22 protein-coding genes and 1 pseudogene are annotated in these 22071 nt (G+C 53.7%); 16 read left to right on the top strand and 7 right to left on the bottom strand.

The genetic code is table 11. The features are described 5' to 3' along the window. Positions 1-84: 84 nt before the first annotated feature. The gene (locus ACRRUX_RS17830) at positions 85-828 is read left to right on the top strand and encodes a sporulation protein (RefSeq protein WP_432532842.1); all 744 of its coding nucleotides are present in this window, start codon (positions 85-87) and stop codon (positions 826-828) included. Between the two features lie 377 nt (positions 829-1205). Here the strand turns inward: ACRRUX_RS17830 and amrA are convergent, their stop codons facing one another. Next, positions 1206-1799 (bottom strand): AmmeMemoRadiSam system protein A, encoded by a 594-nt coding sequence (gene amrA, locus ACRRUX_RS17825; protein ID WP_432532840.1) that lies wholly within the window; start codon positions 1797-1799, stop codon positions 1206-1208. After that, positions 1762-2556, bottom strand: a complete 795-nt coding sequence (gene amrB, locus ACRRUX_RS17820) for an AmmeMemoRadiSam system protein B (RefSeq protein ID WP_432532838.1) — start codon at positions 2554-2556, stop codon at positions 1762-1764. Before amrB ends, amrA begins: the two co-directional genes overlap by 38 nt. A 114-nt stretch (positions 2557-2670) precedes the next feature. Here amrB and amrS point away from each other — a divergent pair, with 114 nt between their 5' ends. Continuing rightward, positions 2671-3747 carry an AmmeMemoRadiSam system radical SAM enzyme gene (amrS, locus tag ACRRUX_RS17815; protein ID WP_432532836.1) on the top strand — a complete coding sequence of 359 codons (1077 nt, stop codon included), beginning with the start codon at positions 2671-2673 and terminating at the stop codon, positions 3745-3747. 108 nt (positions 3748-3855) lie between these two features. Here amrS and ACRRUX_RS17810 read toward each other — a convergent pair whose 3' ends face one another. Continuing rightward, a complete protein-coding gene (locus ACRRUX_RS17810) occupies positions 3856-4194 on the bottom strand; it encodes a zinc ribbon domain-containing protein YjdM (protein WP_432532834.1) in 339 nt (112 codons plus the stop codon). Positions 4195-4348: 154 nt separating this feature from the next. Continuing rightward, the gene (locus tag ACRRUX_RS17805; protein WP_432532832.1) at positions 4349-5149 is read right to left on the bottom strand and encodes a choice-of-anchor H family protein; all 801 of its coding nucleotides are present in this window, start codon (positions 5147-5149) and stop codon (positions 4349-4351) included. 224 nt (positions 5150-5373) lie between these two features. Here ACRRUX_RS17805 and ACRRUX_RS17800 point away from each other — a divergent pair, with 224 nt between their 5' ends. The 14 genes and pseudogenes from ACRRUX_RS17800 to ACRRUX_RS17735 all read left to right on the top strand — a co-directional run bounded on the left by ACRRUX_RS17800 (position 5374) and on the right by ACRRUX_RS17735 (position 18628). Further along, positions 5374-5664 (top strand): PepSY domain-containing protein, encoded by a 291-nt coding sequence (locus ACRRUX_RS17800; RefSeq protein ID WP_432532830.1) that lies wholly within the window; start codon positions 5374-5376, stop codon positions 5662-5664. Position 5665: 1 nt separating this feature from the next. Next, on the top strand, positions 5666-6346 hold the full coding sequence (locus tag ACRRUX_RS17795; RefSeq protein ID WP_432532828.1) for a response regulator transcription factor: 681 nt from the start codon (positions 5666-5668) through the stop codon (positions 6344-6346). Next, positions 6343-7665 (top strand): ATP-binding protein, encoded by a 1323-nt coding sequence (locus tag ACRRUX_RS17790; RefSeq protein ID WP_432532826.1) that lies wholly within the window; start codon positions 6343-6345, stop codon positions 7663-7665. The genes ACRRUX_RS17795 and ACRRUX_RS17790 overlap by 4 nt, the downstream gene beginning before the upstream one ends. 173 nt (positions 7666-7838) lie before the next feature. Further along, entirely contained in the window at positions 7839-9335 is a 1497-nt protein-coding gene (locus tag ACRRUX_RS17785) for a DUF3300 domain-containing protein (RefSeq protein WP_432532824.1), read from the top strand. A 122-nt stretch (positions 9336-9457) separates the two neighbouring features. Then, the gene (locus ACRRUX_RS17780; protein ID WP_432532822.1) at positions 9458-10615 is read left to right on the top strand and encodes an iron-containing alcohol dehydrogenase; all 1158 of its coding nucleotides are present in this window, start codon (positions 9458-9460) and stop codon (positions 10613-10615) included. Between the two features lie 259 nt (positions 10616-10874). Then, a complete protein-coding gene (locus tag ACRRUX_RS17775; RefSeq protein ID WP_432532820.1) occupies positions 10875-12008 on the top strand; it encodes a PQQ-dependent sugar dehydrogenase in 1134 nt (377 codons plus the stop codon). A gap of 133 nt (positions 12009-12141) precedes the next feature. Next, complete coding sequence (locus tag ACRRUX_RS17770) at positions 12142-13314, top strand: PQQ-dependent sugar dehydrogenase (protein ID WP_432532818.1); 1173 nt, start codon at positions 12142-12144, stop codon at positions 13312-13314. Between the two features lie 173 nt (positions 13315-13487). Beyond that, complete coding sequence (locus ACRRUX_RS17765; protein WP_432532816.1) at positions 13488-13727, top strand: putative hemolysin; 240 nt, start codon at positions 13488-13490, stop codon at positions 13725-13727. Positions 13728-13902: 175 nt separating this feature from the next. Further along, a pseudogene (locus tag ACRRUX_RS17760) lies at positions 13903-15132 on the top strand (bifunctional diguanylate cyclase/phosphodiesterase); the annotation flags it as partial. A gap of 24 nt (positions 15133-15156) precedes the next feature. Continuing rightward, a complete protein-coding gene (locus ACRRUX_RS17755) occupies positions 15157-15450 on the top strand; it encodes a methyl-accepting chemotaxis protein (RefSeq protein ID WP_432532907.1) in 294 nt (97 codons plus the stop codon). 98 nt (positions 15451-15548) lie between these two features. Next, complete coding sequence (locus ACRRUX_RS17750) at positions 15549-16220, top strand: DUF2461 domain-containing protein (protein WP_432532814.1); 672 nt, start codon at positions 15549-15551, stop codon at positions 16218-16220. 10 nt (positions 16221-16230) lie between these two features. Beyond that, complete coding sequence (locus tag ACRRUX_RS17745) at positions 16231-16899, top strand: glutathione S-transferase family protein (protein ID WP_432532812.1); 669 nt, start codon at positions 16231-16233, stop codon at positions 16897-16899. 155 nt (positions 16900-17054) lie between these two features. Continuing rightward, on the top strand, positions 17055-18374 hold the full coding sequence (locus ACRRUX_RS17740) for an RsmB/NOP family class I SAM-dependent RNA methyltransferase (protein ID WP_432532810.1): 1320 nt from the start codon (positions 17055-17057) through the stop codon (positions 18372-18374). 107 nt (positions 18375-18481) lie between these two features. Further along, positions 18482-18628: a hypothetical protein gene (locus ACRRUX_RS17735; RefSeq protein WP_432532808.1), complete on the top strand. Its 147-nt coding sequence runs from the start codon at positions 18482-18484 to the stop codon at positions 18626-18628. A gap of 281 nt (positions 18629-18909) precedes the next feature. On the opposite strand, the gene ACRRUX_RS17730 is transcribed toward ACRRUX_RS17735, so the two are convergent. The 3 genes from ACRRUX_RS17730 to ACRRUX_RS17720 form a co-directional block, all read right to left on the bottom strand. Then, positions 18910-19455 (bottom strand): YfaZ family outer membrane protein, encoded by a 546-nt coding sequence (locus tag ACRRUX_RS17730; protein WP_432532806.1) that lies wholly within the window; start codon positions 19453-19455, stop codon positions 18910-18912. A gap of 80 nt (positions 19456-19535) precedes the next feature. Beyond that, complete coding sequence (locus ACRRUX_RS17725; RefSeq protein ID WP_432532804.1) at positions 19536-20051, bottom strand: GNAT family N-acetyltransferase; 516 nt, start codon at positions 20049-20051, stop codon at positions 19536-19538. Positions 20052-21084: 1033 nt separating this feature from the next. Beyond that, positions 21085-22056 carry a PstS family phosphate ABC transporter substrate-binding protein gene (locus ACRRUX_RS17720; RefSeq protein WP_432532802.1) on the bottom strand — a complete coding sequence of 324 codons (972 nt, stop codon included), beginning with the start codon at positions 22054-22056 and terminating at the stop codon, positions 21085-21087. Positions 22057-22071: the final 15 nt, after the last annotated feature.

Here is a 22071-nt window from a genome sequence, read left to right as displayed (position 1 = left end):
GACAAGCCTGCCAATTTGTGGTTAAGTGTTGCCAATCCTCCCCGGCCCCTTGGGGAGTTGTCGTTTACAAGGAGCAAAAGCGTCATGTTCAAAAAGATTCTGGCCTCAGTGGGCATTGGTGCCGCCAAAGTCGATACCGTACTGCAAACCGAACATCTGCTGCCCGGCCAGGAATTTCATGCCGAAATCGTAATTACCGGTGGCGAAGTGGCTCAGGAATTGTCCGGCCTGGAGCTGGCATTAATGACCAAAGCCAAGGTGGAAACCGATGAAGGCAGCTATTTCCGCAATCAGGTTATCCAGCAGTGGCACCTGTCCGACAAAACTACGATTCAACCCGGTCAGGAGAGCCGTATCCCCTTTCGCGCCCAATTGCACCCGGAAACCCCGGTGACCGAATTGCCGGTGCGGGTCAATCAGTCCGTAGTCTGGCTGACCACAGGCCTGAGCATCGACATGGGACTGGATGCCGCCGACAAGGATCATCTGTACATCTATCCCAACGAAGCAGTGAAAACCTGTTTGCAGGTGATGGAGCGCGCCGGTTATCAGATGATGAAGGCCGACGTGGAAAAAGGCTTTATTTCTGCGCCCGGCTTTCGCTCGCGCTCAGGTATCTATCAGGAAATGGAATATCGCCCCAACAGCCGCAGCCTGTTTGGTGTGAAAGAAGTGGAGCTGTCATTTATTCCCGAAGCCCATCAAACCCATGTGTTGATTGAGCTGGATAGAGCATTTCGCGGCGATGGTTATAAGTCCCTGACCATTCCCCACACAGATTCAGGTCTGGCCAATGTCCGCAATCAGCTGGAGCATCTGCTGCGCTGAGCTGTTATACCAACTTCATTAATAGTTTGATCAATTCAGAGCGTGTCAGGGATGCTGATTCAAGGCGCATTGATTGACTAAGGGTGGCTCCCTTTGAGAGCAATGCAACACAGAAGCAGGATGCCTGACACGCTCACGCAGTGCGGGTTTCAATGCACTTGATACTGTGTTGAGCCGTCTTGATATAGCACCACTATGACTTCGCCGGCTCGCCTTGTCTCAAGTGCATTGAACTCCCGCTGAAACGGATCAACTATTAAGTGAAATTGGTATTATAGACAGCAACCCAACCAGACAAAAAAACCGGCTCAGGCAGGTTTTTTGGGGAGGGCAGATATCGCTAGGATGCTGATATCACCGGGCAACAGGGTCGCCTATCAGGATTGCCAGTATGGCTCTTTGTGTTTGTCGACGGTAAACAGCTCTACCCGCATGGCGGTGGTGGGTAAGGTGGGGTCGATACCTGCTTTGCGTTTCAGCGCGGTAATAAACTCCTTTGGTCCTCTGAGTTTGTCCCACACCTGAGGCAAAAACACCCCGCGGTGCTGAGCGTGGGATAAAATGACCCCGGGTCTGTGACGGTCGAGATGATTCAGGCAATCGAGCTCTGTGCCTGTCGTCAGACGCACCGGCCGACTGAGCACAGACACTTCCAGCGTCAGTGCAGGTAACTGAGCGGCCGTTAGTGGCGAGAAACGCCTGTCATGAAAGGCCGCTGACAGCGCCTTTTTATGCACCTCCTGCACCAGCGGCTGCTGGCTGTGAATGGTACCGATGCAGCCCTGCAGCTGGCCACTGACTTCCAGCGTGACAAAGCAACCCACCGTCGCCCGCAAACGCTCATCATAATCAGCAATGTTCGGCAGCACCGCCGCATTGCCGCCAAAATGTGAAGCAATGGCGACTCTGGCCACAGCCAATAACTGTGCCAGCTCAAACTGGCTGTACTTCACGGACGACATAGCTGACATAGCCCACCACTCGTTGTTTATTGCCTCCGGTATCGCCGGAGTTTTGGTAATCAAGCCGCTCAAACTGCCATCCACGATGCTGAGCCAGATGCAGCAGCGCATTGATGCCGGTCGCGCCGCAGGCCTGCTGAGGCGTTAATCTGGGGACACCTTCCTCTATCATCGCCATACTGCGGGCATCCAGGCCACAGGCTTCATCATATTCATGGTAATGACTGAGATCTGAGCTGATGACCAGCAGGGTATCCGCCGGATCCCAGACTTTTGCCATCATCTCCTCAAGATACCAAGGGGTGACTCTGGAGTACAGGAGCGGCAGCAAACTGAACTGGCCAAGGGCTTGCTGTAAAAACGGCAGCTGCACTTCCAGACAGTGCTCTTTGGCGTGGGGCAAATCATAGACAGTCACTTTCGGCTCATCCCTGAGTTTTGCCACCAGCGATTTATCGATTTCAACATTGCCCAGGGGAGTCACAAACAGATCAGCTGATGGCAGTGCCAGGCCATCAAATGCCATGGTATGCGCAGGTCCCACCAGGATCACCCTGCGTACCCGCTCGCCAAGCGCCCTGATATACCGATATGCCTGAGCGGCCACCTTACCGGAAAACTGATAGCCGGCATGGGGCACCACAATGGCCCTAATCGATGGGTCTGCGGGCAATGGCTCCAGCCAGCCGTCCAGCTCGGCTCTCAGCGTGGCGGCATCTGAATGATAAAAGCGCCCGGCTACCGCCGTTGGCCTGACTTTAATCATCTGCAATCTCCTTATCTGAAACGCTCAAGATGCAGCATAGTCGCCACTATTGCCTGATAGCAACCGGGGCAATCAGGCATATACTCAGCTCAAAAGCCCTGCTGGAAGTGAAACATGAATGACTGGCATCCAACCCAATACTGGCACAGCCTGGATGATGGCCGGGTGATGTGCGATCTGTGCCCACGGCTGTGCAGTCTGCGTCCGGGCAAGCGCGGCGCCTGCTTTGTCCGCCAGGAACAGGATGGTGAAGTGGTACTGACCACCTATGGCCGCTCCAGTGGATTTTGTATCGATCCCATTGAAAAGAAACCGCTGAATCATTTTTACCCCGGCTCCAGTGTACTGTCGTTTGGTACCGCCGGCTGCAACCTGGGCTGCCATTACTGCCAGAACTGGTCCATCAGTAAATCGCGGCAGATGGACACCCTGTCGGGGCTGGCCAGCCCGGCGCAAATCGCCTTGGCGGCCAAACAACATGGCTGCAAGAGTGTGGCTTTTACCTATAACGACCCGGTGATTTTTCTGGAATATGCCATCGATACCGCCATGGCCTGCAAACAATTGGGGATCTATTCAGTGGCCGTCAGCGCCGGTTACATCAATCCGGCGCCGCGGGAGCATTTTTTTGCTCACATGGATGCGGCCAATATCGATTTAAAAGCCTTCAGCGAGGATTTTTACCACCGCCGCTGCGGCGCCAGTCTGGGCCCGGTACTGGAGACGCTGGAATATCTGGTAAAGGAAACGGCTGTGTGGCTGGAAATCACCACTTTGCTGATCCCGGGGGAAAACGACTCAGATGTAGAGCTGGATGCCATGACGTGCTGGATAGCCGATAAACTCGGGCCTGATGTGCCCTTGCATTTCAGCGCCTTTCATTCGGATTTCAAAATGCTGGACACTCCCGCAACGTCGGCGGCCAGCCTGCTGCGCGCCAGACAGCTAGCCCAGCGCAATGGCCTGAATTATGTGTATGTGGGCAATGTGCATCATCACAGTGCCAGCAGCAGTTTTTGTCCCCATTGCCGGCAGCGGGTTATCGAGCGCGATTGGTATCAGCTTGGCGAGTATCGGCTCAATGATACCGGACATTGCCAGCACTGCGGTGGCCAGATTGCCGGACGTTTTGCCCGGTTTGCACCGCCCTTTGGCCGCAAACGCATTCCGGTAAGGATTGCGCCTTCTTAAGCCTCATCCGTCTCGAAGACGGGTATACCAGGGCAGTGCCCATCAGACAGGCAACAAAAAAGCGAGCTCATGGCTCGCTTTTCTGCGGATAAGTCCCGATGGAGAGGATTATACCTTCTTCACAAACTGGGACTTCAGAGACATGGCACCGATGCCATCGATTTTACAATCGATATCATGGTCACCTTCAACCAGACGAATGTTCTTCACCTTGGTACCCACTTTCACCACGGAAGAAGAACCTTTGATCTTCAGGTCCTTGATAACTGTAACTGTGTCGCCATCCTGCAGGATGTTGCCGTTGGCATCCTTGATCACACGCTCGTCTTCGGCTGCCTCTGCTGCACCCTCTGCCCATTCGTGGGCGCACTCTGGACATACCAGCATGGTACCGTCGAAGTAGGTGTATTCTGAGTTACATTTTGGGCAATTTGGAAGCGCTGACATTAGAAACCTCGGTCGTTCAACAAAACACGGGATTCTACACCAAAATTGCGTCATCTGGCACGCATAACCCAAATCAGGCAGATTAATTTAAAGTCATAATCACGGCCGCATCACAAAAACCCGCCATAAACCGCTCCTTTTCGGGCAGACCGCCTCACTCATCCTGAGTCCGTCTGCGCCAATAAAGAAGTGACAGCCCAAGCAAGACGGCGCCGCCCAGTGAACCGCCGCCGTGACCTGAGCTGTCACTTTCATACCAGTCATCCCAATCCAGACTCTCCAGCGGCAATCCATAAAGATCGTCCGTCTCCAGAGAGCTGATGGTTGCCACAGCATCGCTGTATCCCACCTCATACAAATCAATCAGCACATCGTAATCCCCAGGACGATAGCCACGTTCCAGCGTCGTCAGTACTTCATAATCGTCATTCGGGGAGCTGCCGGTGATCACAAAGGGATCTGTGGTGTAGTAATGGATCCAGTCACCGCCATTGCGGCTCAAATACAATTCACCGTACACCCACACCTGCTCATAGGGATTGCTGGCATACAGATCAGCATCGAAAGTCACACTGAAGGTGCTGTGAAAACCATCACGGTCCACATCATCAAACAGCCGGGCAAAAGCATCATAAAAGCCAAAGCTGTGCCAGCTGTAATCGGAGTTGGCAAAGAAGCGTTCTGCTTTCTGCGCCTGAATTTGTGCACGGGTTACAGGCGGCTGGCTGACAACCGGCTGAGCCTTGAGCGTATCCAGCTCCCCCTGCAATCCCTGCGGTGCTGTTTGCGAAGTGGTGCCAGCGACTGACTTTTGGGCTTTGCTGACCAGATCAGCAGCCCAGGCCGATGAATAAGTCGTCGCCAGCATAGAGGTCAACAACAGCATAGGCGCCGAACGAACATAGCCGCCGGAACGAACTGAGAGAGCCCTGAATGCTGTTTGAATTATGCTCATAAATCGATGCCCCGAATTACCTGTCTGGCGCCATTAAAAAGTCCGCTGAGTGAACGTAAGCTGAACGCACAAAAGCCATTTCAACTGATTGTCGGGAATCTGGTTGTTCAGGGTCCGTTCATCCCGGGCAGGCTAAAACCCTGTCTGAAGTTGTCGTACAGCACTTTCCCTGTCGGCATAGATTCTTTTACACTGAGGGGCAAGACGCTCAATGGACAGCCCGGATGAAAACCACACGAATTCTGACACTTATTTTGCTGATGCTGCTGCCTCTGGCGCCCTCCTGGGGCTCGCCGGCACCTTGGCTGATGGCCGCTCAGGGCGCTGCGCTCAAGGTCAAAAGCCCACAGCAGGCGGTAGATATGGCCAAAAGCCGGTATGGCGGCAAAGTGCTCAAGGTGGAAAGCGCCAGCGTCAATGGCAATCCAGGCTATCGGGTCAAACTGGTCACCGACGATGGTCGGGTGATGCAGGTGCAGATAGACGCCACCTCAGGACAAATTCAGGGAGACTGATATGAGACTCTTGTTGGTGGAGGACGATAAGTCCCTGCAGGACAATCTGAAAACCCATCTGCAACAGGCCAATTTTTCCGTCGATATCGCCGATGATGGTGAAGAAGGACTGTTCCAGGCCACCGAATATCAGTATGACGCCGCCATTATTGATGTCGGCCTGCCCAAGCTGGACGGCATCTCGCTCATTACCCGTATCCGCAATCTGAACATAGACTATCCGGTGCTGATCCTCACCGCCCGCGATGGCTGGCAGGACAAAGTCGAAGGCCTGGATGCCGGTGCGGATGATTACCTCACCAAACCTTTCCATCCCCAGGAACTGGTAGCCCGCATCAATGCGCTGATCCGCCGCAGCGTCGGCAAGGCCAGCCCGCTGATCTCCAATGGTCCTTTCAGTATCAACACCAGCACCCTGGAAGTGAAAAAAGGGGCGGAAGTCATCACTCTCAGCGGCTCCGAGTACAAGCTGTTTGAATACCTGATGCTGCACACGGGAGAGGTCAAATCCAAAACGGTACTGACTGAGCATATCTATGATCAGGACTTTGATCTGGACTCCAACGTCATTGAAGTGTTTATCCGCCGGTTGCGCAAAAAGCTCGATGGTGACAATCAATATGGCTTGATTGAAACGCTCAGAGGTCAGGGCTATCGCCTCAAACGACTGGAACAGGTATGAATCCAGGCGTCCACAGCCTGAAATTCAGGGTAATGCTCAGCGCTGCCCTGCTGATCCTGCTGGTTCTGCCTTTGGTGGGGATCACCCTGGTCGATGCCTTCAATCAGCATATGCAACGGACCGCCAGAGATGAACTGGGTGCCCATCTCTACGGCGTACTGGCTGTTGCGGAAGTTGAGCAGGGCAAGTTGCGCATGCCGCCGGCGCTGCTGGAGAACCGTTTCAATCTGATCCAATCCGGTCTGTATGCAGTGATCAGTCGCCAGGGCAAAGCCGTGTGGCAGTCTGATTCCCTGCTGGGCTTACCCTTACCCGAGCTCCCCACCCCTGCGACCGGCGACCGGCAATTTGGCAAGGTCACCCTCAATGGCCAGCCACATTTTATCGAGAGTTACAGCGTCAGCTTTGTCACCGATGAAGGTCCGGATATTCCCTACACAGTCCATGTCATCAAAGATATGAGTGAGGTCAATGCCAGTTCAGCCCAGTTCGGCGAGCAGATGCGCAACTGGCTGCTGGTGCTGACGCTGGTGCTGGCAGTGATTTGCGGCAGCTGGCTATGGTGGACACTCAAACCGCTGCAGCGCTTTCGTCAGCAGCTCAACGATGTTGAGCAGGGCAGGCTTGAGCAACTGTCCACCGACTATCCACTTGAGCTGCAATCCGTCGCCAAGCAGCTCAATCGTCTGCTGCAGACGGAGCAGAATCAGCGTAAACGTTTTCGCAATGCACTGTCGGATCTGGCCCACAGCCTGAAAACCCCGCTGGCGGTATTGCAGAGCGAGCAACAGCTGCCGGCATCGGCGCAGGAGCAAATTCAGGCCATCAGCCAGAGCATCAGCCGCCAGCTGAAACGGGCCCAAAGCGCCGGCGAGTCAGCCTGGCATCTGGGGACCGAGCTGCAGCCGGTTGCTGACAAGCTGTGCCGCACCCTAAACAAGCTCTATCCCGCCATTGAATTTACACAACAGCTGCCTGATGGACTGAGGTTTCGCGGCGATACTGCCGATCTGATGGAGATGCTGGGCAATCTGCTGGACAATGCCTGCAAGGCAGCTCAGTCACGGGTATTGATCCGTGCCGCTCAGACCGATGGCGTACTGACACTGGCCATTGAGGATGATGGTCCCGGCATACCTGCGAACAAGGCCGGAGAGCTGGTACAGCGGGGCAAGCGAGCCGACTCCTATGATGCAGGCCATGGACTGGGGCTTGCCATTGTGCAGGATTTGGCTGACAGCTACGGCGCCATCTTGATTATCGATAAATCCCCGACCCTGGGCGGTGCCCGTTTCAGTCTGCAATTCAACGCCGCGTGAACAGCGCCGTTGACTCAAGACGGTACATTTAAAGCCATTCACCCACCACCAACCCGTTTTATTTCCCTCAGTGTCTGAGGTCGAATCTCCCCTTCAGCTGATGTTCATCTTGACAAAGTTACTCTGGCTTCCATGATGCAAAATTGAGCAGCCAGCGGCTGCGGGGAGGTCCAATGAACCACACCACATCCAGGTCGTACCATAAAGTGCTCGCGCTGCTCATACTGGCGCTGGTGCTTGTCATGTGCCGCACCGATGCCTTTGCAGCCGGACAGGCACAGCCACAGAGTGAACCAAGACTGGCGCAACTGCTGGCCCCCATTGCCCTGTATCCCGACAGCCTGCTGACCCATATTCTTATCGCGTCGACTTATCCGCTGGAAGTGGTGGAAGCCCAGCGCTGGCGCGAGCAGAACAAACAGCTGACCGATGCCAGATTGGTTGAGCGGGCCGAAGATAAAGACTGGGACCCGAGTATTAAAGCACTGCTGCCCTTCCCTGCAGTGCTGGATCGCATGAGCCGTGAACTCAGCTGGACCTCAGCGCTGGGTGATGCATTCCTGGCCGATGAAAGTCAGGTGCTGGACATGGTGCAGCAGTTACGCCTACAAGCCGATGATGCCGGTAATTTACAGCAGATGGAGCAGGTCACTGTGACCCGGGTGGAAAAGCAGATAGTGATTGAATCTGTCTCGCCGCAAATTGTCTATGTACCTTACTATGATCCCAGGCTGGTGTTTCCCTATTGGCGCTGGCCAGCCTATCCACCGGTATGGTGGGCCAGAGATCCCCTGTGGCTGGGATACTACACTCCGGGCGCACTGTTTTCATGGCGACCGGGTATCCAGATCTCATTCAACTTTTTCTTTGGCGGTATTCACTGGGGTGACAGATATCTGCTGATAGACAGACATGGCCATCATCACTACCGTCCCCATTACCGGCAACGTATCGCCTTCAGTCAGGGCGCACAGCGCTGGCATCATGACCCGCACCACAGAAAAGGTATGCGCTATGCCAGCCACTCGGTGCATGATCGGATTTATCGGGACGCCCCCCGTGCCGTCAGTATCCCCGGAAAACCCCGTCTTGAAGGTCGTGACCGTCAGAACAGGGAGTTCAGGGCTCCCCATGACAAAGCCTGGCAACACAGAACACGCGAGCAACTGACAGCTTCAGATCGTTCAAAACCGCGCCCGGCATCTGACAGGGGCAAACCGGGTTACCCGCCGGTCAAAGAGGACCGCAGGCACCGCAGTCAGGATCCGGGCAGGCATCTCTCGCCACCGCCACCAAATCTGAAGCAACCGGATCGCCGCCAATCAGCCAACATCCAGGAGCGGACAGGCCGGGACGATAAGCCGGTAATCCGCCGCGTTGCCACCGGCTCAGACCGCTTAGCGGCCAAAGACAGAGAGCGCTGGCCAGGCCACAACGCCGCCGAAGTCAGTCAGCGCGAGCGTCACAGCCAACCCAATGAGCCACGCCCGCAACCTCAGCGACAGGTCACGCCGCCCCAGAGATCCGGCAATCAGTCATCCTATACCGATCAGGTTCGCTCCGAGCCCAGACCAAAACCTCAGTACCAGGCACCACAGCGGCAATCCAGCCACACAGGTTCCCGCAACCAAAGTCACCGTGAGCACGGCGGCAGAGAGCGGCAACATTAACCTGCGCAGGCTGGCTCTCACAACCGGGTAAAATCGGTTGTGACCCAGGCACGCGCCGCTTAGAATCCGTCCATCATTTGCCACCCGCTTTCAGGCGGGTGGGCCTGTTAACGGATCCTCATATGCAGTTTCATTACCAGAATCCGACCCACATCCTCTTTGGCCAGGGTCAAATCGCCAATATCAATCGAATCATCAGCCCAAATCAAAAAGTGTTGTTGCTGTTTGGCGGCGGCTCCATCAAACGCAATGGTATCTATCAGCAGGTCGAGCAGGCGCTGACCGGCTATTCCTGGCTGGAGTTTGGTGGGGTTGAGCCCAATCCAACCAAACAAACACTGGATAACGCCATCGCACTGGCCCGCAGCGAACAGGTGGATTTCATTCTGGCGGTGGGCGGCGGCTCGGTCATTGACGGCGCCAAATATGTGGCCGCAGGCGCCTGCTTTGAAGGTGATGGCTGGGATATTGTCACCGGCAAACATAAAGTCAGTGACGCCCTGTCACTGGGCGTGGTATTGACGCTGCCGGCCACCGGCTCTGAGTCCAATTGCGGCGCAGTCATCTCCAACACTGACACCCAGGATAAACTGAGCTTCCGCTCCCCCTATGTGCAGCCGGTTTTCGCGGTACTTGACCCGGATGTAATGAAAAGTCTGCCGACCCACCAGCTGATCAACGGCATGGTGGACGCCTGGGTCCATGTCTGTGAGCAATATCTGACCTGGCCCCAGGGCGCCATGGTGCAGGATGGCTATGCCGAAGCACTGCTGAAGACCCTGCTGCAGCTGGGCGGCAGCTTCAATAACCGGGACAGCGATGAGTGGCGCGCCAACCTGATGTTCACCGCCAATCAGGCGCTGAATGGCCTGATTGGCAGCGGTGTGGCGCACGACTGGGCAACCCATGCTCTGGGACATCAGTTAACCGCCCTCTATGGCACAGACCACGGCCGCACCCTGGCCATTATCCAGCCGGCGCTGCTGCGCCATCAGCTGGATTTCAAACGCGCCAAGCTTGAGCAGCTGGGACGCAATGTGTTTGGCCTGGAGGCCTCTGGCGAACTGGCCGGGCGCACCATAGATGCCATTGAGGACTTTTTCCAAAGTCTTGGAGTGGCTACGGTACTGACTCAGGAAGAGCGGAACGGCCAGGATAAATCTCAGGCAGTCGATGCTCTGGTTACACAACTGCAGAAAAATGCCATGGATGCGCTGGGTGAAAATCACAGTATTGACCTGGAGGCCAGCCGCGAGATCTTTAACGCCGCATTGCAATAAGCGAACTTTCGGCTTTTCAGTCAGCGCTGCTTGTACACAGGACTTTTATCATCAGGGCATTTCTTGGTGAATATCGCCTTCTGTGCTGGTGTCGCACGGAACTTTACGTCGCTGTATGTTGCCCCGGTGCCATCTTTGAACACTGATTAAAGACGCCACCGGGGCAATTCATTAAGGAATAATCAAGACAAAAGGCGTATGTTAATCCTGAACCGGTAAGTCTTTGGCCGGAAACAAATCAGTCAATTCAGGATGACACATGAGATTGAGCCGCCTACTGCTTTTGTTGCTTTGCCCTCCCCTGTTGACCACACAGGCACTCGCCCAGACCGACATACTCAACAGTCAGCAACATCGCATCCTTGTGGAAACTCTGGTGTCAGATCTGCGCCATCCCACCGCCATGGCATTTTTGCCAACAAGTACCAAAGATCAGTGGCAACTGCTGATCAGTGAACGGGGTGGCAAACTTAAGCTCCTGACTGCCAGCGGCGCTGTCACTGATATCCGTAATGTGCCTCAAAGCTGGCAAAGAGGTGATGGCGGTCTGCTCGGACTGGCTGTTCAACCCACAAGGGACGCTGACGCCAGGGTATTTATCGCTTTTGCCGGTGAGCAGCCGGATGGCAGTGCAGCCACCAAGGTTGTCAGTGCCTTGCTCAGCAATAATGAGCTGACCTCAATTACCCAAATCTTTACCGCCCAGCCCGCCTATCGCGGCAGCAAACGCTTTGGCGGTCGGATGCTGCTTGATGGTGATTGCCTGTGGTTATCGGTTGGCGACCGGGGTGACAGCGCTTCAGCGCAGGATATGACCAGTCATGCTGGCAGCATATTGCGACTGACGGTTGCCGGCCAGCCCTGCAGCGGGACCCCCCAATTGCCGGCAGAAGCACAACCCGGAATAGTCAGTAAAGGTCATCGGGAGATCCGGGGCATGGCGCTGGACAACCAGGGCAGAATCTGGACCCACGAGGCCGGGCCGGACAGAGGCGATGAGCTCAACCTGCTGATTGCCGGAAAAAACTACGGCTGGCCCGTGGTCACAGAAGGCACCCGTACCATCACGCGCTTAAGAGATGAGTCAGAACCACTGGACAATGATTATCAACCAGCCGTCTATGAGTGGGTCAGCCCTGTTCAACCATCCGGACTGCTCTCCTACTCAGGTGACCTGTTTACCCACTGGCGGAATAATCTGTTTCTGGGCTCACTGAAATACGGCACGCTTATCCGGCTTGAGCTCAGAGAAGGTGAAGTGTTCCGCCAGGAGCGGCTGCTGAAAAATCGCTACGGACCGATTGTCGATGTGGCCCAGGGATCTGACGGCGCGATTTATCTGCTCACCGACAGCAGTGACGGTAAGTTGTTGCGCCTGACCCCGGCAGGCTGAACGGACAGTCAGGCGACACACTGAAGCAACTGCAAATGACCCGCATCAGTAACATCAATATGCGGGATTGCATCGCAGCCCAAACCACTTCAAATTGGACACTCTGACCTCGCGTAATACAAGGATGATTAACATGCGTCGCCTTCAGCTGAATATGACATTTGCCTGCATCCTCAGTCTGGCTGCACCGGCACTGGCCGCCAGCGTCACTTCAACGGATTATCTCATCGATGTCCAACCTGTCGCCTCGGGGTTAAATCATCCCTGGTCCATGGCCTGGTTGCCCGGTAAGCCGGGACATTGGCTGGTAAGCGAACGCAATGGCCGACTGCTGTTGATTGACAGTCAGGGCAAAATCACCCGCATTGAAGGCGCGCCCGATGCCATGAAAAAAGGTCAGGGTGGCCTGCTTGGCGTTGCCCTTTCCCCGGACTTCGCGTCATCCGGTGAGATATTTGTCGCTTTTGCCGAGGCCGATAAAAGCAATGGCAACCTGGCCAGCACGGCCGTAGCCAAAGGCAAACTGGTTGCCAACCGATTGATTGCACTTGAGACCATTTTCTCTGCCTCGCCCAGGTTTGCCGGGACGCATCATTTTGGCGGACGTCTGGCCGTGCAGGACGACTGCCTGTGGCTGACGCTGGGTGACAGAGGAGAGCGCAGCAGCGCGCAGGACTTAAACAGTCACAATGGCAGTGTACTGCGCATCACCTTCGATGGGCTGCCCTGTCCGGGCAATCCACAGTGGCAGGACGCAGGAGCGCGTCCTGAAATCTACACTTATGGCCACCGTAATATTCAGGGACTTGCAGTGACGCCAACAGGAGAAATCTGGGTTCACGAGCACGGCCCGCAGGGCGGGGATGAACTGAATCTTATAGCCAAAGGCAGCAACTATGGCTGGCCGGTCATCACTTACGGCAAAAATTATGGCTCAGGTACTGACATAGGCGAAGGAAGCCACAAAGAAGGCATGCAGCAACCTGTACATTACTGGGTACCGTCCATCGCACCATCCGGACTGAGCAGTTATCAGGGAAAGCTGTTTGAAAAATGGCACGGCAACCTGCTGTTGGGTTCGTTGAAATTCGGCCTGTTGGTCAGGCTTGAGCTCAGGGACGGCAAAGTCGTTGCACAGGAACAATTGCTCAACAATCAGTTTGGACGGATCCGCGATGTGGCCGTCGGGCCGGATGATGCCATCTATCTGCTGACCGACAGCAACGACGGACAACTGTTAAGGTTAACTCCGGCTCCAGCACCAGCCAAAGACCAGATTAAGCCCTCAAAGGCGACAACCAACTAAACCAGAGAGCTGTCAATCCGTGATTGGGCTTTGGTTACCCGGATACGCAGTGACAGGATTTTTGGCGACATTTGGCGACTCGTGGCAACGGTCAGCAAAGAATATAAAAACCTTGAAAATAAAAAGACTTACATGAGATAACTAAGGTTGAGCCACCTTCTTGAGGAGTTACCATGAAATTGTCTCTTGCTGTCGTTATCGCCAGTACCACACTGGTCCTCAGCGCCTGTCAGCCAACACCGGCTGAGCAACAGGCCGAAGTTCTCAATCTCGCCAATCCCGCAGCCAAGCATTGCATAGCGCTGGGAGGTCAATACCAGATAAAGGACACCCCGGATGGTCTGTCCGGTCGTTGTCTGTATCAGGGGCAGGACTGGGATGCCTGGGAGCTGTTTCGCCGGGATTCGCAATAAGCGCTCTGCTACCTCCATAAACTGTTCCCTGTTGTCCCTGGCTATCTGGCCGACTTTTTTATTGGGCAAGCTGTGGATTAGTCACGCAATCTCAAAATCAGTGGCTAAACTTACTGCAGAGCAGTGAAATCGCCGTTTCCCTGAGAAACAACCCCACGAGAGACGGCAATTTCCGATGACACCGCAGCAAGGTGCCAGCGTTTTCAGACAGCCTAATCAACAGGACAAACACATGGGACTTTTCAGCAAATTCCGGGCAAATGAAAGCCAGACCAAGCAAATCACGCCAGAGTTCAGCCAACAAAATCAGGAAAACGCCGAAAAGCCTCTGCATATGGCGATGGAACAGGCGTTGGAACAGGCATTGGATGCAGTGGTTATCATCGATGGCAAAAACAATGTGGTATTTATGAACCACGCGGCCGAAGAGCTCTGGGGATACAGTGCCAAAGAGGTAATGGGCAAAAACGTGAAAATGCTGGTCCCGGTTGAACACCAGCCGAATCACGATAAATACGTGGACTTCAATCGCCGTACCGGTCAGAACAAAATCGTTGGGACCAAAAGGGAAATTGAAGTCACCCGCAGGGATGGCAGCAAAACCTGGGTTAATCTGGCACTGAATCGCACCACTGTGCACAGCGAGGTCGGTTACGCCGCATTCATCAGGGATATCTCCGATGAAAGACGCAAGCGCGAAGAAATCGATCAGACATTGCGTCAGGCGATTGATGCAGTGGTCTCTATTGATGAAAACAATATAGTGACCTTCTTTAACCCGGCTGCCGAGGCGCTGTGGGGATATAACCGGGACGAAGTTATTGGCCAGAATGTACGCATGCTGGTACCGCAAATGTACCAGGCCAACCATGATGAATTTGTCAATCGCAACCGCCGCACCGGTAATAACAAGATTGTTGGTACCAGTCGCGAACTCAAGCTGGAAACCAAGGATGGGCGCGAAATTTTCGTTGCCTTTTCGCTCTCTAAAGTCGCTATTGACGGTCACATTGGCTACACCGCATTTGTCAGAGACATTACCGCCCAGCGGGAAACTCAGGAATCGGTCAATCAAACGCTGGAACAGGCGCTGGATGCAGTCGTCACCATAGACGACAAAAACATTATTACCTTCTTCAACAAAGCCGCCGAGGATCTCTGGGGATACTCGCCGGCTGAGGTCATCGGCCAGAACGTCAAGATGCTGGTGCCGACTGAAATTCAGGCCAACCATGACAGTTATGTCAACGGCAATCGCAAGACAGGCCATGACAAGATTGTTGGTACCCGCCGCGAAGTTCCGGTGTTTCGTAAAGATGGTCGTCAGGAGTGGGGGTTGTTGTCCCTGTCCAAAATCAGGCTGGATGGCAAAATCATGTATACCGCGTTCGTCCGCAATATTACCAAGGAAGTGCATCAGCGGGATGATATGAATGTGATCATGGAGAACGTCGCCAAATCGTCCGGGGAAATTGCCGAAATCTCCAAAGTGATTGACGGCATTTCCAGCCAGACCAACCTGCTCGCTCTCAATGCCGCCATTGAAGCCGCCCGCGCCGGTGAGCACGGCAGAGGCTTTGCCGTAGTCGCCGATGAAGTACGGCAACTGGCCTCCAGATCATCAGAGTCTACCAATAAGATCAACCAGTTGTCTGAAGATACCCAGGGCTTCCTGAATCAACTGGCGAATTTGCTCAGCGAGTCTGTCAAACGGGATGGCTAAACTGTTTGGCAAGTCACAGCCCGCCTTTACGGTGGGCTTTTTATTTTCAGGGGGTTCGTTAAGCTGTCACCTGACGGTATTAATTTGAGACATCAACCATGTTCAGTGAACGTACCTTTGAATTTCTGCAGCAACTGGAAACGCACAACAGCCGGGATTGGTTTAAGCAACATCAGGTGGACTATGAAGCTCAGGTCAGAGCTCCGGCATTGAGTTTCATCAGTGACATGGCGCCAGGCATACAGGCACTGTCCCCCAGACTGACGGCAGTCCCCAGAAAGGTGGGAGGCAGTATGATGCGCCCACAGCGGGATACCCGCTTCAGTGCCGACAAGCGCCCTTACAAAACCAATATCGGTATTCAGTTCCGGCATTTTCAGGGTAAAGATGTACATGCTCCCGGACTGTATGTCCATATTGCGCCGGATGAGTGTTTTCTGGGAGCCGGGATCTGGCATCCTGATGCCGGGGCGCTCAGAGCAATAAGACAGTGTCTGGATGAAAATCCCCGGGGCTGGAACACTGCTGTAGCGGCGCTGAAAGCCGCCGGGTTTGCACTGGATGGCGATTCCCTGATAAGACCGCCAAAAGGCTTTGATGCCAGCCATCCGTTACTGGTCGACCTGAAACGCAAAGACTTTATCGCCGTACTGCCAGTGACCAGAGAGCAGGTACTGAATCATGATTTTTGCACATTTTGTCTGACCAAATTCAACGCCGTCAGTCAGTTGATGGCCTATCTGTGTTTTGCAATGGACTTGGATTACTGAGGATAAACCTATGATTGAATTCTACTCGGCAGCAACCCCAAACGGTTATAAGGTCGCGATTGCGCTGGAAGAAATGGCCTTGCCCTACCGCTTGCATCATCTGGATTTGTCGGCCAATGAACAAAAGCGGCCTGAATTTTTGGCAATCAATCCCAATGGCCGCATTCCGGCCATTGTCGATACTGACAACCACGACTTTGCAGTCTTCGAGTCAGGCGCTATTTTGCTGTATCTGGCAGAGAAAACAGGCAAGTTCCTGCCGGCTGACCCCAACGCCCGCAGTGTGGTGATCCAGTGGCTGATGTTTCAAATGGGGGGCGTCGGCCCAATGATGGGTCAGGCCAATGTGTTCTACCGATATTTTCCGGAAAAAATCCCGGCGGCTATTGAGCGCTACCATAAAGAGGGGCGCCGATTGCTGGAAGTACTCAACACCCGTCTGGCTCAGGTCGAGTATTTGGGTGGCAATGAATACAGTATTGCCGATATGGCAACCTGGCCCTGGGTCAGGATCCACGATTGGAGCGGCATCAGCGTCGAAGGGCTTGATCACCTGCAACGCTGGCTGGAAGCCGTGGGAAATCGCCCAGCCTGCCAACGGGCACTGCAGGTTCCGCCATCCGCCAGCCAAAGCGATGATGAGCGGGCTAAAGCCGTCAGTAAAATGGTTACCCGCTGAGAAGCAGTGCCGGAAAACTCAACTTCCGGCACTTTCTTTGTTAAACTTCGCGCCAATTTGAGCAGTGACAGCCAATGCCGTGACTTACAGCCACACCGGATGCAGACCGGCATTGACCCGTCACCGGCAGTGACCATATTTTCCCGGGCGACCCCATGGCAAACTCTCCTTTCACTATTCCCGCTTTTGAGGCGGAATCCTTCCAGGTAAACAGCGGCACCGACTTAAGGGCGTTAACTTACGCCCGCACTCTGCATCAACTGATGATGCAGATAGCTGAAGGTCACCTGCCCGCCGACAAAACACTGGCCAACTATTTCCGTGAGCACAAAAAACATGGCTCCAAGGACAGAAGAGTTCTGAGAGAAACCCTGTTTGGGCTGTTTCGCTGGTGGGGGTGGCTCAGGAAATTACCGCAGCAGAACCATAGCTGGCCAGCCCTGTTGGCGATGACCGCCTTGCTGGAGCAACATCCCTGGCAGGATCTGATGCAAAGCTGGGGACAAATGGCCGGCATCCGCACTGATGTGCAGGAACAATCACCTGAGTCGCTTATCGCCGCAGTATTCCCGCATCTTGATGTCACTGCCGGAGACCTCTTGCCCGACTGGTTCTGGCAATATTGCGCCTGCCCGGCTCCTGAAAGGCTGGCCTCCAGTCTCAGTTCCCGCCCGCCAATCTGGGCAAGAGCTCAGGGTACCGACCGAGACACGCTGGTGCAGACTCTGCAACAGGATGGTATTGCCGCCGTTGCGTCTGTTCGGTTCAGTGACGCACTGAGCCTTGGACACAAAAGCATCAACTTTAACCAGATCCCTGCCTATGTTGATGGCAATCTGGAGATCCAGGATCTGGCATCACAGGTCATAGGGCAGGTATGCAACCCAACCCCGGGACAATCCTGGTGGGATACCTGCGCTGGCGCCGGAGGCAAAAGCCTGCAGCTGAGTGCTCTGTCCCGGGCCAAAGGTCAGGCCGTTGCGCTGGTAGCATCGGATATCCGCCCCAGAGCGCTGGAAGAGCTGCAGAAACGAGCACGGCGGGCGGGTCTTAACAATATTCAGGTCGCCCCCTGGCGCAGTGATGCGCTGCCGGTAGATGCCATGGCATTTGACGGTGTACTGGTGGATGCTCCCTGCTCCTGTACCGGTACCTGGCGTCGTAACCCGGACATGCGCTGGCTGGACAATGCCAGTGCAGTTAGCGATAAACCGCAGCTGCAGCTGGATATCCTCAGCCGCACCAGTCAAGCAGTAAAACCCGGAGGCGTGCTGGTGTACGCTACCTGCTCACTGGCCCAGGCAGAAAATGGTGATGTCGTTGACCATTTCCTGACCGCCCATCCGGAGTTTGAAGCCATCCCATCAACTCATCCATTTACCGGTGAGCAGATGACTCAGATAACCGTCTGGCCCTATGAGGCAGATTCAGATGGCATGTTTGTCGCCAGAATGCGAAGAAAAAAACAGTCATAAATCCGGTGGATGGGATTTTTTTCCTTCAGTGACAAAATTTTTTGCTTTCCAGCACATAACAACTGGGCTAAAAAGACGGCAGTGACAATCAATGTAACGGAAGCACTATGTCGCACAGTGAAAGATTTGATAAGTGGGATGACGAGCCCAAGAAGTCCAGGGTGAAAAAAGTCAAACCCCGCCGTCGGGACAACAAGCGCAGAATGGTCGATGAAGAGGCTAATTTCGGCGCACCAGCAGACAAATGGAGTTGACCGCAAATCTGAAAAGAAAAAGCAGGCATCAGCCTGCTTTTTTGTTGTCCGTTTGAAGCCGGTACTGAATATACCAACTTCATTAATAGTGTGATCAATTCAGAGCGTGTCAGGGATGCAGATTCAAGGCGCATGCTCTATTTGAGACCAATGCAACACAGAAGCAGGATGCCTGACACGCTCACGCAGTACAGGAACAGTTGCCAAGGAGCGATTAATAACCTTGTCTCAAGCGCATTGAACTCCCGCTGAAACAGATCAACGAGTAAACGAAATTGGTATTAGAATCGAGCCTTCACACCGACATAAAAACCAGTATCGAAGGTCTCGCTGCGGGCACGTTCATACTCAAAATGAATATAGCGATAACCGCCGTAAAAACCCATTTGTGGAGTCAGGTTGTACTGTATGCCACTGCCCAGCTCGTAAAATCCGTCCATATCACCAAACGCCAGTACCGACGGGGTGTAATAAGCAGAGGATTGCCAGGCCAGATTGGATCCCAAATCCAGTCCGTACTGTCCACCGACACTCAGCACGGTACCATCAGGACGGTCCTGCGCCCACACATGTACCAGCTTGCCCCCAAATTGCAGGTGATGGGCTCCGGCATCATGGGTCAATGCCAATCCCAGTTGTGCCAGATGACCCTGAGGCTCTGAATAGATATACCCCGCAGAACCATTCAGCCCCTGCATCAGCGGTGAAGTCACACCGACAGACACCACTTCATCATTGAGACCGACTTCAAATTCACCGGCATGGGCGGCAACTGCCGACATCATCGACAGGGACAACACGGGCACTAAGCAACAAAGGCGACGCATGAATACCTCAAAACTTCATGAAAAACAGCGGGAAATAATACTCTAAAGACGACAACCTGTGTCAAGCAAAGCGGCAACGGTTATTCGACACGAATACGGTCACCCACCAGCGACTCCATCATGGCGTCCACATCCAGCCCTTCTTCCAGCGGCATACAATACCAGCCGACAACATTGCCAGTGCCACGAATACTCAGATAGTTACGCCAGAACTGCCAGCCATTTTTCAGCAAGTTGGCCTTGCTGGCTTTGTTTTCATCTCTGACGGTTGCCCATAACAGTTTCACGCCATCACGACGGGCAACTTCCACCCGCTCCTGAGTCAATCTCTGCGCCACACCACGACGCCGGTAGGCCGGAGACACCATCAGATAGCCCATTTCGGCAATCTCTCCCTCGCCTTCCTTAATCGCCGCACAGCCAATCAGGCCACCTTCTTTGGTCATGGCGACCACCACAAAGCGGGAGCGGAAAAAAGATTCATGGTTTAACGGATGGGCATTGTCATCCCGGGTATCGACCAGATTGGCTGCGGCCTTTAAATGCGCGGGATCCTGGGTCACTTTGTAGATAAAAGAAGAGGCGGAATCAGTCATGGATAGCTTTAAACAACGAAAAATGCAGTAGCGGGATGATAACAGCTTTGCCGTAAAAAACAGCCTGAAACAGCGAATTTCACGTATATTCCGCCCTACCGCAGCAGCATTGGCCATGATGGCGGGCTGGCAGGATCCGTCACAACCTATCCACGGGATCGCGGCCAGGGAAAGGATCCTTTTTACAGGCATGCCAATACACTGATAAATAAGAAATAAAAAATATTCTAAATTTTTTTCGATCGTTTCCGGAACTTTCAGTCCAGCGGCATCTCTAACAAAGTGAACACAGGAATTTTAGTTCTCGCGTTCATCATTCTCCCTGGGACTTCTAGCGCAGTCCCCTTGATCAGAATTGATCTCCCGGCAGCCCCAAATTGAGGCTGCTTTTTTTATCCCTGAATGTTGGCCGCAGTGGCATTAATACCAATTTTATTTAATCGTTGTTCTGTTTCAGCGGGAGTTCAATGCGCTTGAGACAACACCATTACCCCCTCGGCAACAGCTCCTGCGCTGCGCTACCTCCTGCATCCATACAGTCGTCGTGCGTTAATGACATTCGCCACATCCCTGTGGCTTGCGAGCCGGCGAAGTCAGTAAGGTGCTATATCAAGACGGCTCACCAAAGTATCAAGAACATTAAATCAGCATCCCTGACACGCTCTGAATTGATCACACTATTAACGAAGTTGGTGTAACACCAGCTGATGGCACTGTCTGTCGGAAAAAGGAGTTTCCGATAACATTGGCGTACTTGATAACCAGTCACCACCGGGGGGTGATAAATATTTTTGATATTTTTTCAAAGCCAGCGAACTTTTGCGCCGCATCACAGTCTGAATATATGAACCGAACATTTAGCTTAGTGTTTTATCGTTCATCATCCTCCCTAATTTCAGATGGCTAATCCCATCTTTCGACTTCCGATTTGAAGTGTGGCGACCCCAAGGGGTCGCTTTTTTTATGACTGTTTGCCAAAGACCAACAGACACAAAAAAACCTCCCGCAGGAGGTTTCTTTAAGAGATCTGGCGTTACAGGCTGATGCCGGCCTTTTCCAGATCCTTGCTCACCACTGTCATTGGCACAGGTACATAACCGTCTTTTTCAACAATTTCCTGCCCCTGCTTGGACAGAATGAAGCGGATAAATTCACGCTCCATCGGTGCCAGCGGCTTGTTGGGGTGCTTGTTGATGTATACATACAGGTAACGCGACAGAGGGTAGCTGCCATTGGCCGCATTTTCCGGTGTTGCGGCAATATAGTCGTCACCCTTCTTGGACAGCGCAACAGCCTTCACGCCAGCGGTCTTGTAACCGATCCCTGAGTAACCAATGGCATTGAGTGACTGAGAGACTGACTGCACCACAGAAGCACTGCCAGGCTGCTCATTTACGTTGCTCTTGAAGTCACCCTTACACAGGGCTTTTTCTTTGAAGTAACCATAGGTACCGGATACTGAGTTACGACCGTACAGCTGAATGTCACGGTTTTCCCAAGGTCCGGTCAATCCCAGCTGACCCCAGCGATCAATATTCTTGTCACCACACTTGTGGGTCGAAGAGAAAATACCGTCCACCTGCTCCAGGCTCAGTCCTTTGATTGGGTTGTCTTTATGGACAAACACCGCCAGCGCATCAATAGCCACACGGATCATGGTTGGCTGATAGCCATAGTGCTTCTCAAACGCCTCAATCTCGTTGGGCTTCATTTTACGGCTCATCGGGCCAAACTGAGAAGTGCCCTCAGTCAGTGCCGGTGGCGCAGTAGAAGAACCGGCAGCCTGGATTTGAATATTCACATTGGGATAAATGTGCTTAAACTCTTCTGCCCACAGAGTCATCATATTCGCCAGCGTGTCTGAACCGACTGACGACAGGTTTCCTGATACGCCACTGCTCTTTTCATAGTTGGGTAACTGTGGATCCAGTGCCGCAGATGCGGAAGCCGCGAACAGTCCTGCAGCTGTCAGTGTGATTGCGCCGACGAGTTGCTTAAGTTTCATTTTCATCTCCGAAAG

It is taken from the genome of Shewanella sp. GXUN23E (assembly GCF_050865035.1).
Taxonomy (GTDB): domain Bacteria; phylum Pseudomonadota; class Gammaproteobacteria; order Enterobacterales; family Shewanellaceae; genus Shewanella.
Note: the sequence above shows the minus strand (reverse complement) of the source record. Positions and strands in the feature narration are given on the sequence as shown.